The organism is Kosakonia beeri (assembly GCF_054165705.1).
Window position 1 is genome coordinate 2,317,761 of record NZ_CM135106.1, and the last position, 11,261, is coordinate 2,329,021.

The window sequence follows — 11,261 nt, forward strand, 5'->3', positions numbered from 1 at the left end:
GGTCAAAAAATACGTTCCTGATGTACCCAAACCGCCGCTTCGACACGTGATTTGAGCTTCATTTTCTTCAGCATATGTTTGACATGGACCTTGACCGTACTTTCGGTAATGTCCAGACGGCGGGCAATCATCTTGTTCGGTAACCCTTGAGCAATCAGTTTAAGGATGTCGCGCTCGCGCGGTGTTAGCTGGGTGATGTCGCGGTCCGTCGTGGCGCGGTTAGCGCGCAGGCTTGCGGCCAGCACTGGCGTTAATGCCTCGCTTAATACCATCTCACCGGCGGCGGCTTGCTGCAGCGCTTTGAGCAGATCTTCGGGCTCCATATCTTTCAGCAGGTAACCATCTGCGCCACGTTTTAGCGCGGTGACCACGTCTTCTTCATGGTTGGACACGCTGAACACCACAATGCGGCCGGAGAGGGTTTTTTCACGCAGTTTGTCCAGCGTTTCAAGACCGTTCATCCCGGGCATATTGAGATCCAGTAAAATCAGGTCCGGATCCAGTGATTCCGCCAGGTCAATGCCTTGCTCGCCGTTGCTGGCTTCGCCGACGACAGTGATATCGGGTGCCATGCTAATCAACTGTTTCACTCCGGTTCGCAGCATCGGATGGTCGTCGATCAGGAGGATGGTTGCCGGTTCCTGATTACTCATGGGTATCTCCTTGCAGGGATGAGAAAATAGTCTCGGGAATAAACGTCACGACCACCTCAGTACCGCCGGTTGCTATCGGCCGGACCTGACAGTCGCCACGCAGGCTTTGCGCGCGGTCACGCATAATAATCAACCCGTAATGGTTGGTTCGTTCAGCATTGACCGGGATCCCGCAGCCGTTGTCACTGATGCGTAATATTACCCGGTTTTCCTGCTGTTGCACGGCGACGCTGACCGCGGTGGCGCCGGCGTGTTTTAATGCATTGCTTAACGCCTCGCGGGCAATTTGCAGTAAATGAATGGCCTGATGCGAGGGCACCCGTCGCGGCGGTAGCTGATAATCAAGCCGCACCGGGAAACCAAAATGGTTGCTGTACTCCTGGCAACTGGATTCCAGCGCCGGGCGCAGCCCCGGCTCACTGAGCTGCAAGCGGAACGTGGTCAGCAATTCGCGCAGTTGCGCCCACGACGTATTCAGTTCATTACGAATTTGCCCCAACAATTGCTGACTGTTCGGCGGCAATTCGTCGCCCTGCATCTGCAAACAGCTGACCTGCATTTTCATACAGGAGAGCGACTGCGCGATCGAGTCATGAAGCTCGCGGGCAATGGTGGCGCGTTCTTCCATTACCATCAACTGCTGTTGCCGATCCTGGTGCCGGTCCAATGCCAGCGTAGCGGTAATCTGTTCCACCAGGGTATCCACCAGTTGCTGTTGATCGTGGCTCAGGTGGCGTCCCGACGGCAGCGTTGCCAGCAGTAAACCGTACTGCATATGGGCATCGGCCAGTCGCCATTTCAGCGTCGTGCCGCCGCCCGCAGGTGCAGCAGGGGCCCCGCGTGGGCATAAATGGCAGCCTTTGTCGTCGCAACTGGCGTCTGACTGGCAGGTAAATTCCTGATGATTATCCTCATCTTCCATATCATAAACCCGCAGTTCAATGTCATGCAGCAGGGTTAAATTCTGCAAGCCATTGAGCACCGGCGAGAGCCGTTCGCACAGCGGAATGCGTGAATGCAGACGATGGTTGGCTTGCCATAAAAAAGAGAGGATCTGATTTTTTTGCTCCAGCCCGGCGGTCTTTTCCTGTACCCGCTGCTCCAGGACGGCATAACTTTCCGCCAGCTCGGCGGACATGTTATTCAGTGCTTCGCCCAGCGTGGCCATCTCATTGCGCCCGCTAATGCTGGCACGTTGGGTAAAGTCGCGGTGGCTAACCGCCCGCGCCATCTGCAACAGCTGCTGCCACGGACGGAGTAAACGCGCCCGTAACCAGACGACGGCAAACAGCAGCAACAGCCCCATTAACACAGCCATCGCCCGGTGCAGTATCACCACATGTTCAATGCGCTGCTCGGTATTGTGGTCAAAGGCGGTGACCAGTTGATCAATACGACTGACAAAAACAGCAATGGTGCTGGCCACTTCCGCAGGTTGCTGCGCGCCTTTAATGGCCGGGATCACCTCGTTGTGCCAGTAGTTTTGCAACCCCGCGAGTTGCAGCAGTTGGCCGTCACGCGCGGCGGCTTTTGCCAGCTCAGGACTGAAGGCGGTTTGCTCCATTTCATCGATCAGGTAGTGCTCATCTTCGTGCAGCGGAATGGAGGACAGCAGGCGATAACTCTGCATGCGCAGCGAACCGGCTTTGTTGATTGCATGCGCACTGCCCTGAACGCCCTGCACCAGCCAGCCGGAAATAGCCATACCGGCCACGCCAATAGCGGTAGACAGCATCATGATTAACGCCAGTTGGTTAACCAGCGTAAGCGGTGTGAAAAGGCGTTTTAGCATAAGCGAATAAGGCTCCTGAGCCGCTAACGGTGCGGATGGCGTGTATTGTCAGCTATCGCCTGGGGTATACCCATACCCATAAAGAGTTACCCCTTTATTGCCAGTGAGTCGACGTTTGCAACAAGGAACGGAGTAGAGGGGGTCAGAACCGTGAAAAACCACACCTTTTTTATCACTATGCGCTACTCACTAATGAGCATGGCGATTTTTTGCCCGCTGAAAGGGCTGCTTTTCCTTTGATTTATATCAACTTAACTGCCGCTGTAAAAACTAAGGTGGCAGGCATCAAACCGATCAGCAGAGGTGTTTATGCAGCACTCATCCATCCCGGAGAAAAGTACGTCCACGCGAGTGATAACCGACTGGCGTCCTGAAGATCCGGCTTTTTGGCAACAACAGGGGCAGCGGACGGCCAGCCGTAACCTGTGGATTTCCGTACCTTGCCTGCTCCTGGCATTCTGTGTCTGGATGCTCTTTAGCGCGGTAGCCGTCAATCTCCCTAAAGTGGGTTTTCAGTTTACCACCGACCAGCTGTTTTTACTGACAGCCTTGCCATCCGTGTCGGGTGCGCTGTTACGTGTGCCGTACTCATTTATGGTACCGGTATTTGGTGGCCGTCGCTGGACGGCGTTCAGTACCGGGATCATGATTATTCCTTGCGTGTGGCTGGGGATTGCCGTTCAGGATCCCACCACCTCGTACAACACGTTTATTATTATCTCGCTGCTGTGCGGCTTTGCCGGCGCTAATTTTGCGTCCAGTATGGCGAATATCAGCTTCTTCTTCCCGAAACAGAAGCAGGGTGGAGCACTGGGCATTAACGGTGGCCTCGGTAACCTCGGCGTGAGCGTAATGCAACTGATCGCGCCGCTGGCCGTGTCGTTCTCGATTTTCGCCGCCTTTGGTGCGACTGGCACCGTGCAGCCGGATGGTTCAACACTGTACCTCGAAAACGCAGCCTGGATTTGGGTGCCGTTGCTGGTGGTATGCACCCTGGCGGCCTGGTTCGGCATGAATGAACTGGCGACATCTAAGGCCTCCTTGCGTGAGCAACTCCCGGTACTGAAGCGCTCGCACCTGTGGATCATGAGTTTCCTCTACCTGGCGACATTCGGTTCGTTTATCGGTTTTTCTGCTGGTTTTGCCATGTTGTCAAAAACCCAGTTCCCGGAGGTGCAAATTCTGCATTTCGCGTTCTTTGGCCCGCTGGTAGGCGCGCTGGCTCGTTCGGCGGGGGGGGCGATTTCTGACCGCCTTGGCGGTACGCGTGTCACGCTGGTGAACTTTGTGGTCATGGCAATCTTCAGTGCATTGCTGTTCCTGACACTGCCTTCAGGCGGTACCGGGGGGAATTTTACCGCTTTCTTCTGTGTCTTCCTGGTGCTGTTTATGACGGCGGGACTGGGCAGCGGCTCCACCTTCCAGATGATTTCGGTCACTTTCCGTAAAATGACCATGGAGCGCGTTCAACAAGCGGGTGGCACGGAAAAAGACGCCATGCGTGAAGCCGCAACAGAAACAGCTGCGGCACTGGGATTTATCTCGGCCATTGGCGCTATTGGCGGTTTCTTCATCCCGAAAGCTTTCGGCACTTCGCTGGCGTTGACCGGTTCTCCGGCGGGCGCAATGAAAGTGTTTCTCGTGTTCTATGTTGCCTGCGTGGTCATCACCTGGGCGATATACGGGCGTAAAAAACAATAATACGAAGTACTTGTTGATTATCCTTGCGCGGCGATGGCCGCGCTTTTTTAGCACCATTATTAGTTACAACATACTCTTGTTTTTTATACGGCGCACATCGTCGGCACCGGTGCGGTTTTTTATAACCCGTCATCTACCCCTTAATACCTCGCCCACCGGAAATGTGCAGATGGTTTCCTTATGTAATGAATAAAATTCTTATTTATCAATAATATAAAAAATAGAAAAGGCTAACCCTTTGGTAGTACCTCGCTATTTGGGCGCAGAAAGTACGCTGTAGCGGCTTGATCACCATCAATTCTCTTTGTCTTTGTGGGGGTTACCTTCACGGCAAATCCAGCAATGTCGATTTAGCAAGAGAGCCGAGCAGGCTCCAACAGGAGAACACCCGATGAGTAAATTCCTGGACCGGTTTCGCTACTTCAAACAGAAGGGCGAAACCTTTGCCGATGGGCACGGCCAGCTGTTAAACACCAACCGGGACTGGGAGGATGGATACCGCAGCCGCTGGCAGCACGACAAAATCGTACGCTCAACCCACGGCGTGAACTGTACCGGTTCATGTAGCTGGCAGATTTTCGTTAAAAACGGTCTTGTCACCTGGGAAACCCAGCAGACCGACTACCCGCGAACCCGCCCGGATATGCCAAACCATGAGCCACGCGGCTGCCCACGTGGCGCCAGTTACTCCTGGTATCTTTACAGCGCCAACCGCCTGAAATACCCCCTGATGCGCAAGCGCCTGATTAAACTGTGGCGTGAAGCAAAAGCGCAGCACAACGATCCAGTACTGGCCTGGGCTTCAATTATCGAAGACGCCGATAAAGCGAAAAGCTTTAAACAAGCGCGTGGTCGCGGCGGCTTTGTTCGCTCTTCCTGGCAGGAAGTGAATGAGTTGATTGCGGCGTCTAACGTCTACACCGTGAAAACTTACGGACCTGACCGTGTGGCAGGCTTCTCGCCAATTCCGGCCATGTCGATGGTTTCTTACGCCTCTGGCGCACGTTATCTGTCTCTGCTGGGCGGTACCTGTCTGAGCTTCTACGACTGGTATTGCGATTTACCGCCAGCGTCGCCGCAAACCTGGGGCGAACAGACTGACGTACCGGAATCTGCCGACTGGTACAACTCCAGCTATATCATCGCCTGGGGTTCAAACGTCCCGCAAACCCGTACGCCGGATGCGCACTTCTTTACCGAAGTTCGCTATAAAGGGACCAAAACCGTTGCCATTACCCCGGATTATGCCGAAATCGCCAAACTCTGCGACTTGTGGCTGGCACCGAAACAAGGGACCGATGCCGCAATGGGCCTGGCGATGGGCCATGTGATCCTGCGTGAATTCCATCTGGATAAACCGAGCCAGTACTTTACCGATTATGTGCGCCGTTACACCGACATGCCGATGCTGGTGATGCTCGAAGAGCGCGACGGTTATTATGCCGCGGGCCGTATGTTGCGTGCTGCTGATTTGGTCGACAGCCTGGGTCAACAAAACAATCCGGAATGGAAAACGGTGGCGCTCGACAACCAGGGCACTCTGGTTGCGCCGAATGGTTCCATTGGTTTCCGCTGGGGCGAGAAAGGCAAGTGGAACCTTGAGCAGCGCGACGGTGGTAATGGTGCGGACGTTGAGCTGGATCTAAGCCTGTTAGGTAAACACGACGAAGTCGCGCAGGTCGGCTTCCCTTACTTTGGTGGCGATAACACCGAGCATTTTGCCGGGGTCGAACTCGACAATGTCCTGATGCATAAACTGCCGGTAAAACGCCTGCAGCTTGCCGATGGCACAACCGCACTGGTGACCACCGTCTATGACCTGACCATGGCAAACTACGGCCTGGATCGTGGCCTCGGTGATGAAAACTGTGCCACCCGTTATGATGAAGTGAAAGCCTATACCCCGGCCTGGGCCGAGAAAGTTACGGGTGTGGCACAGTCGCAAATCGTCCGTATTGCGCGCGAGTTCGCCGACAACGCCGATAAAACACATGGTCGCTCAATGATCATCGTTGGTGCCGGCATGAACCACTGGTATCACCTCGATATGAACTATCGTGGGATCATCAACATGCTGATCTTCTGCGGCTGTGTTGGTCAGAGCGGTGGCGGCTGGGCGCACTATGTCGGCCAGGAAAAACTGCGTCCGCAGACCGGCTGGCAGCCGTTGGCGTTTGCTCTGGACTGGCAGCGTCCCGCACGGCATATGAACAGTACGTCGTATTTCTACAACCATTCCAGCCAGTGGCGTTACGAGACAGTCACCGCGCAGGAGTTCCTGTCGCCAATGGCGGACAAATCCCGCTACAGCGGCCATTTGATTGACTTTAACGTCCGCGCTGAACGTATGGGTTGGCTGCCGTCGGCGCCGCAGTTAGGCACCAACCCGCTGCGCATTGCCGCCGAAGCAGAAAAAGCAGGCATGACGCCGGTGGATTACACCGTTAAGTCCCTGAAAGAGGGCTCACTGCGCTTTGCGGCGGAGCAACCGGAAAACGGTAAAAACCACCCGCGTAACTTGTTTATCTGGCGTTCGAACTTGTTGGGTTCCTCCGGTAAAGGCCACGAATTCATGCTTAAGTACCTGCTCGGTACAGAACATGGCATTCAGGGGAAAGACCTGGGCAAACAGGGGGGCGTGAAGCCGGAAGAGGTGGAGTGGCATGACAACGGTCTTGACGGCAAGCTGGATCTGGTGGTGACGCTCGATTTCCGTCTCTCCAGTACCTGCCTCTACTCAGATATCGTGCTGCCAACCGCCACCTGGTATGAGAAAGACGACATGAATACCTCGGATATGCATCCGTTTATTCATCCACTTTCTGCCGCAGTCGACCCGGCATGGGAATCCAAAAGTGACTGGGAAATCTACAAAGGTATCGCGAAATCCTTCTCTGAACTGTGCGTTGGGCATTTGGGCAAAGAAACAGATGTGGTGACGCTGCCCATCCAGCACGACTCTGCTGCCGAACTGGCGCAGCCGCTGGATGTAAAAGACTGGAAAAGAGGTGAATGCGAGCTGATCCCAGGGAAAACCGCGCCGCACATTATTCCGGTTGAGCGTGATTATCCGGCCACTTACGAGCGGTTTACCTCTATCGGCCCGTTGATGGAGAAAATCGGCAATGGCGGTAAAGGCATCGCCTGGAATACCCAGAGCGAGATGGATCTGCTACGCAAGCTGAATTACACCAAGGCAGACGGCCCGGCAAAAGGCCAGCCGATGCTGAACAGTGCGATCGACGCGGCGGAAATGATCCTGACTCTGGCCCCGGAAACCAACGGCAATGTAGCGGTAAAAGCCTGGGCAGCACTCAGTGAATTTACAGGCCGTGACCACAGGCACCTGGCCACCAATAAAGAAGAAGAGAAGATCCGCTTCCGCGATATTCAGGCGCAGCCGCGCAAAATCATCTCCAGCCCGACCTGGTCAGGTCTTGAGGATGAACATGTCTCTTACAACGCCGGTTACACCAACGTGCATGAGCTGATCCCGTGGCGTACGCTCTCTGGCCGCCAGCAGTTGTATCAGGATCATCAGTGGATGCGTGATTTCGGTGAAAGCCTGCTGGTTTATCGTCCGCCGATCGATACCCGTTCGGTAAAAGAAGTACTGGGCGTGAAAGCGAATGGTTACCCGGAAAAAGCGCTCAACTTCCTGACGCCGCACCAGAAATGGGGTATTCACTCCACCTACAGCGACAACCTCCTGATGTTAACGCTGGGTCGCGGTGGGCCGGTGGTCTGGCTGAGCGAAGCCGATGCCAAAGAGATGGGTATTGCAGATAACGACTGGATCGAAGTGTTTAACACCAACGGTGCGCTGACAGCCCGTGCGGTGGTGAGCCAGCGTGTACCCTCCGGCATGACCATGATGTACCACGCGCAGGAACGTATTGTGAACCTGCCGGGATCAGAGATCACCGGGCAGCGTGGCGGGATCCATAACTCGGTGACCCGTATTACGCCAAAACCGACGCACATGATCGGTGGCTATGCCCAACTGGCGTATGGCTTTAACTATTACGGTACGGTCGGCTCCAACCGCGATGAGTTTGTGGTGGTACGTAAGATGAAGAACATTAACTGGTTGGATGGCGAAGGCAATGACCAGGTACAGGAGAGCGCAAAATGAAAATTCGTTCACAAGTCGGCATGGTGCTGAATCTCGATAAGTGCATCGGCTGTCATACCTGTTCAGTGACCTGTAAAAACGTCTGGACCAGCCGCGAGGGTATGGAGTACGCCTGGTTTAACAACGTTGAAACCAAACCGGGCACTGGCTTTCCTACCGACTGGGAAAACCAGGAAAAATGGAAAGGCGGCTGGATCCGTAAAATCAACGGCAAACTGCAACCGCGCATGGGTAACCGTGCGCTGCTGCTCGGCAAGATCTTCGCTAACCCGCATATGCCGGAAATTGACGATTACTACGAGCCGTTCGACTTTGATTACCAGAACCTGCATAACGCGCCGGAAAGCAAACATCAGCCGATTGCACGCCCGCGTTCACTGATTACCGGTCAGCGGATGAATAAAATCACCGCGGGCCCGAACTGGGAAGATGATTTAGGCGGCGAGTTTGAGAAGCTGAGCAAAGATCAGAACTTCGAAAACATGCAGAAGGCGATGTACGGCCAGTTTGAAAACACCTTCATGATGTATCTGCCGCGTTTGTGCGAACACTGCCTGAACCCGGCGTGCGTAGCGACCTGCCCGAGCGGGGCTATCTATAAACGTGAAGAAGACGGCATTGTGCTGATCGATCAGGATAAATGCCGTGGCTGGCGAATGTGCGTTACCGGTTGCCCGTACAAAAAAATCTACTTCAACTGGAAAAGCGGCAAATCCGAGAAGTGCATTTTCTGCTATCCGCGCATTGAAGCGGGCATGCCGACGGTCTGCGCAGAAACCTGCGTGGGGCGTATTCGCTACCTTGGCGTTCTGCTGTACGACGCAGATGCAATAGAAAACGCGGCCAGTACGGAAAACGAAAAAGATCTGTATCAGCGTCAACTGGATGTGTTCCTCGATCCAAATGATCCTGGCGTGATTGCCCAGGCGTTGAAAGATGGCGTACCGCAAAGTGTGATTGATGCGGCGCAGAAATCGCCGGTTTATAAAATGGCGATGGACTGGAAACTGGCTCTGCCGTTGCATCCGGAATACCGCACGTTACCGATGGTCTGGTACGTGCCGCCACTGTCCCCGATCCAGTCTGTTGCCGACGCCGGCGAACTGGGCAGCAACGGCATTCTGCCAGATGTAGAAAGTCTGCGTATTCCGGTGCAATACCTGGCGAACCTGCTGACAGCCGGTGACACCGCGCCGGTCCTGCTGGCGCTGAAGCGTATGCTGGCCATGCGTCACTTTAAACGTGCAGAAACCGTCGATGGTGTAGAAGACACGCGCGCACTGGAAGAGGTGGGGCTGACTAAAGCACAGGCGCAGGAAATGTACCGCTACCTGGCGATTGCCAACTACGAAGACCGTTTTGTGGTGCCATCCAGCCATCGTGAACTGGCGCGTGAAGCCTTCCCGGAGAAAAGCGGGTGTGGTTTTAGCTTCGGCGATGGATGCCACGGTTCAGACAACAAATTCAACCTGTTTAACAGCCGTCGTATCGATGCGGTTGATGTGACAGTAAAAACGGAGCCGCACCCATGATTGAACTGGTGGTTATTTCCCGTTTGCTGGAATACCCGGATGCTGCCCTGTGGCAGCATCAACAGGACCTGTTTGATGCCCTGGCCGCTGGCGAGAATCTGGCGAAAGCGGATGCGCAGTTACTGACAGTTTTTTTGCGCGATCTGACTGCGCAGGATCTGTTGGATGCGCAGGCCAGTTACAGCGAACTGTTCGACCGCGGTCGCGCCACCTCGCTGTTGCTGTTTGAGCACGTGCATGGCGAATCCCGCGATCGCGGCCAGGCGATGGTTGACCTGCTGGCGCAGTATGCGCGACACGGTTTACAGCTCGACAGCCGCGAGCTGCCGGATCACCTGCCGCTCTATCTGGAGTATCTGGCACAGTTGCCGCGTGCAGAAGCGATTGGCGGTTTGCAGGACATCGCGCCGATTCTGGCGCTGCTACAGGCGCGCTTGCAGCAGCGTGAAAGCCATTACGCCACGCTGTTCGACGTTCTGTTAACCCTGAGTAAAACCGCAGTTGATAACGCGCAAGTGGCGGAAAAAATTGCCGGGGAAGCGCGCGACGATACGCCGCAAGCGCTGGATGCCGTGTGGGAAGAGGAACAGGTGAAGTTCTTCGCGGAGCAGGGATGTGGTGATTCCGACATTACTGCGCATCAACGGCGATTTGCGGGCGCAGTTGCACCGCAATATCTGAATATCACAACAGGAGGAGAGCGCTAATGCACTTCCTTAATATGTTCTTCTTTGACATCTATCCGTATATTGCCGGGGCGATCTTCCTGGTTGGTAGCTGGCTGCGTTATGACTATGGGCAGTACAGCTGGCGCGCAGGCTCCAGCCAGATGCTGGATCGCAAAGGGATGAACCTCGCCTCCAACCTGTTCCATTTGGGCATCCTGGGCATCTTCGCCGGGCACTTTCTCGGTATGCTGACGCCGCACTGGATGTACGAGTCCTTTTTGCCGATCGAAGTGAAACAGAAGATGGCAATGATCGGTGGCGGGGCCAGCGGCGTGTTGTGCCTGGTCGGCGGCCTGTTGCTGCTGAAACGTCGTCTGTTCAATCCGCGTATCCGTGCGACGTCAACGGCTGCGGATATACTGATCATGGCGTTGCTGATGGTGCAGTGCACGCTCGGTCTGCTGACTATTCCGTTCTCTGCACAGCACATGGACGGCAGCGAAATGATGAAACTGGTTGGCTGGGCGCAATCAGTGGTGACGTTCCACGGCGGGGCGTCTGCGCATCTTGACGGCGTGGCCTTTATCTATCGTATGCACCTGGTGCTGGGCATGACGTTGTTTGTGCTGTTCCCGTTCTCCCGTCTGGTGCATATCTGGAGTGCGCCGGTTGAGTATTTAACTCGAAAATATCAAGTAGTTCGCGCGCGTCGCTAAGCGCGTCGTGAATAAAAATCCGGGAATGCAGACTGTTCCCGGATTTTTTTTATCCGTAAACTGT

The 11,261-nt window shown here is 54.9% G+C and carries 7 protein-coding genes; 5 read left to right on the forward strand and 2 right to left on the reverse strand.

The annotated features are described in order from the left end of the window. Positions 1–2: 2 nt before the first annotated feature. The gene (gene narL / locus ACUY4S_RS11115; RefSeq protein WP_312689473.1) at positions 3–653 is read right to left on the reverse strand and encodes a two-component system response regulator NarL; all 651 of its coding nucleotides are present in this window, start codon (positions 651–653) and stop codon (positions 3–5) included. Further along, a complete protein-coding gene (gene narX / locus ACUY4S_RS11120; RefSeq protein ID WP_458021856.1) occupies positions 646–2,445 on the reverse strand; it encodes a nitrate/nitrite two-component system sensor histidine kinase NarX in 1,800 nt (599 codons plus the stop codon). The genes narL and narX overlap by 8 nt, the downstream gene beginning before the upstream one ends. Before the next feature lie 309 nt (positions 2,446–2,754). Here narX and ACUY4S_RS11125 point away from each other — a divergent pair, with 309 nt between their 5' ends. The 5 genes from ACUY4S_RS11125 to narI all read left to right on the forward strand — a co-directional run bounded on the left by ACUY4S_RS11125 (position 2,755) and on the right by narI (position 11,197). Continuing rightward, the gene (locus ACUY4S_RS11125; protein ID WP_458021855.1) at positions 2,755–4,146 is read left to right on the forward strand and encodes a NarK family nitrate/nitrite MFS transporter; all 1,392 of its coding nucleotides are present in this window, start codon (positions 2,755–2,757) and stop codon (positions 4,144–4,146) included. Positions 4,147–4,537: 391 nt separating this feature from the next. Further along, the gene (locus ACUY4S_RS11130; RefSeq protein ID WP_312689479.1) at positions 4,538–8,281 is read left to right on the forward strand and encodes a nitrate reductase subunit alpha; all 3,744 of its coding nucleotides are present in this window, start codon (positions 4,538–4,540) and stop codon (positions 8,279–8,281) included. Beyond that, on the forward strand, positions 8,278–9,813 hold the full coding sequence (narH, locus tag ACUY4S_RS11135; protein WP_458021854.1) for a nitrate reductase subunit beta: 1,536 nt from the start codon (positions 8,278–8,280) through the stop codon (positions 9,811–9,813). Before ACUY4S_RS11130 ends, narH begins: the two co-directional genes overlap by 4 nt. After that, entirely contained in the window at positions 9,810–10,520 is a 711-nt protein-coding gene (gene narJ / locus ACUY4S_RS11140; protein ID WP_312689483.1) for a nitrate reductase molybdenum cofactor assembly chaperone, read from the forward strand. The genes narH and narJ overlap by 4 nt, the downstream gene beginning before the upstream one ends. Continuing rightward, the gene (gene narI / locus ACUY4S_RS11145) at positions 10,520–11,197 is read left to right on the forward strand and encodes a respiratory nitrate reductase subunit gamma (RefSeq protein WP_458021853.1); all 678 of its coding nucleotides are present in this window, start codon (positions 10,520–10,522) and stop codon (positions 11,195–11,197) included. Before narJ ends, narI begins: the two co-directional genes overlap by 1 nt. The last annotated feature ends 64 nt before the right edge of the window (positions 11,198–11,261 follow it).

Excerpts from the sequence above, each read along its gene's own strand:
- narL (WP_312689473.1), bottom strand. The coding sequence starts at position 653 with ATGAGTAATCAGGAACCGGCAACCATCCTCCTGATCGACGACCATCCG.
- narX (WP_458021856.1), bottom strand. The coding sequence starts at position 2,445 with ATGCTAAAACGCCTTTTCACACCGCTTACGCTGGTTAACCAACTGGCG.
- ACUY4S_RS11125 (WP_458021855.1), top strand. The coding sequence starts at position 2,755 with ATGCAGCACTCATCCATCCCGGAGAAAAGTACGTCCACGCGAGTGATA.
- ACUY4S_RS11130 (WP_312689479.1), top strand. The coding sequence starts at position 4,538 with ATGAGTAAATTCCTGGACCGGTTTCGCTACTTCAAACAGAAGGGCGAA.
- narH (WP_458021854.1), top strand. The coding sequence starts at position 8,278 with ATGAAAATTCGTTCACAAGTCGGCATGGTGCTGAATCTCGATAAGTGC.
- narJ (WP_312689483.1), top strand. The coding sequence starts at position 9,810 with ATGATTGAACTGGTGGTTATTTCCCGTTTGCTGGAATACCCGGATGCT.
- narI (WP_458021853.1), top strand. The coding sequence starts at position 10,520 with ATGCACTTCCTTAATATGTTCTTCTTTGACATCTATCCGTATATTGCC.